At 62.7% G+C, this 1,688-nt stretch carries 3 protein-coding genes; 2 read left to right on the forward strand and 1 reads right to left on the reverse strand.

The genetic code is table 11. From position 1 onward, the window contains the following. Positions 1-604: helix-turn-helix transcriptional regulator (locus tag EOA22_RS32710; RefSeq protein ID WP_164756144.1), on the forward strand; the 604-nt coding region annotated here is incomplete at its 5' end. Positions 605-668: 64 nt separating this feature from the next. Here the strand turns inward: EOA22_RS32710 and EOA22_RS32715 are convergent. Beyond that, complete coding sequence (locus EOA22_RS32715; RefSeq protein WP_024501757.1) at positions 669-971, reverse strand: hypothetical protein; 303 nt, start codon at positions 969-971, stop codon at positions 669-671. 187 nt (positions 972-1,158) lie between these two features. Here EOA22_RS32715 and EOA22_RS32720 point away from each other — a divergent pair, with 187 nt between their 5' ends. Continuing rightward, positions 1,159-1,527, forward strand: coding sequence for a hypothetical protein (locus EOA22_RS32720; protein WP_027160847.1), 369 nt, complete (start codon positions 1,159-1,161; stop codon positions 1,525-1,527). Positions 1,528-1,688 lie beyond the last annotated feature (161 nt).

Here is a 1,688-nt window from a genome sequence, read left to right on the forward strand (position 1 = left end):
CAACGACACCGATGTCGCCGCCGTCGGCAACTGGGAAACCGGCCGCAATCTGCCCAAGACCGAGAACCTGCTGAAGACCGCCGCCTTCCTGCGCGTCGACCCGGTTGCGCTGGGCCAGGGGCAGGTCGTGTTTCTCGACGATGCCGGACCGGTTGCCGATGCGGAGATCGTCACCGATGCAGGTCCGCTACCCGCCAGCTCGATGGACATCGAGGTGCTGGGCGCGGCCGTCGGTGGCGACGATGGCGATTTCACCTTCAACGGCGAGCCGGCGGGTTACGTCCAGCGCCCGCCGGGCGTGCGCAACCTGCCGAAGGTGTTCGCCCTGCACGTGCTCTCGGATTCCATGGTGCCGCGTTACGAGCCCGGCGACCTGATCTATTGCGGCGGCCGCGACGCCGTACCGGGCGACCATGTGGTGATCGAGACCTTCCCGGAGGAAAACGAGCGCAACGGCAAGGCCTTCATCAAAAAGCTGGTCAAGCGCACGGCGGGCGAGCTGGTCGTCGAGCAGTACAACCCGCCGAAGACGTTGACCTTCAACCGCTACGCCATCAAACATGTCTGGCGCGTGATTCCGCTGAAGGAATTGCTGGGGTATTGAGCAAGGGATGCTCTTCCTTCTCCCCCTGCGGGAGAAGGAAGAACCAGCGCTGGCACCCTCCCACTCAAGCCCGCCGCGATCCCTCCAGCGGCACATCCCTGTCGCTCAGCATCCGCGCTTCGCTGCGCACGCGCTGGCGCTCGTCGACAAACGCCGCCTGGATCGAAATCGCCGTCCCCGGCAGTCCGTCGGCGCGGCAGGCCGAACAGACGATACGGCCCGACAGAGCGGACAGCGGCGTATTCCCCGTCACCCCGAACCGCTTCAGCTGATCGGGTCGCCACCACCTGTTGCGGCCACAATCGGCGCACTCGACCGAGATCGAGGCGACATGCGCGATCGTTGGTTCCTTGCCCGGCAATGCCATCGCCCCTGCCTCGTCTTTGTTCCTGATTTGTTCGCATATTCCTGTGTTTTACGCCGGGAGTCGAGTCGCAGTTTTCAAACTTTCCCAGAAGTTTTTCTTCTAGCGTAATTTGAGTTATGCTTTCATAAATGTATGAAAATGTGAGTCGGGTACGAACCTGCCCACTGCATCAGACCCGGGAGCGATAATGGACGCTTTTGCCGCCGATTTTGCCCGTTCCTGCGGCTACGCCGGCGACAGCCTGGCCTTGCTTGAAGCCTTCGAAGCAATCCGTCGCAGCGGCATCGCCCACGCCCGTCAGGATCACGTCAGGCGCAAGGCGGTGATCGACGAGTTGAAACCGTCGGAGGCGCTGTTCCTGGCCGCTATCGGTCCGGCACTCTCGGCGCAGGAGGTAATCGAGGACGCCGCCCGCTTCATAGCCTGCTGGCGCAACATACCGCGCTGGCGCCAGGAGCGGCGCCTGCCCGACCTGATCAGGGCCAAGCAGCAGCGCCTGGTGGCGCGCTATTTCCGCCGCCATGGCCACAGGCTCTGGGCAAGGGAAGCGGTGTGAGGACTGGACCAGCCATTTGCGGGTTCCATCAGCCATTTTTTCTTTCTAGACTGCGCAGGGGTGGCTGACCGTTCGACGTGCATAGTTTGGAATGTTCAAGACTGCCCGCTCAAAATTTCAAACCTGGATAACGGCCGGCGACGAGCAGGGCGGCGATGGTT

It is taken from the genome of Mesorhizobium sp. M7A.F.Ca.US.014.04.1.1, assembly GCF_003998745.1.
Classification (GTDB): Bacteria; Pseudomonadota; Alphaproteobacteria; order Rhizobiales; family Rhizobiaceae; genus Mesorhizobium; species Mesorhizobium ciceri.

Bases quoted from the DNA above. Each gene is read 5' to 3' on its own strand.
- EOA22_RS32720 (WP_027160847.1), top strand. From the start codon at position 1,159: ATGGACGCTTTTGCCGCCGATTTTGCCCGTTCCTGCGGCTACGCCGGC.
- EOA22_RS32715 (WP_024501757.1), bottom strand. From the start codon at position 971: ATGGCATTGCCGGGCAAGGAACCAACGATCGCGCATGTCGCCTCGATC.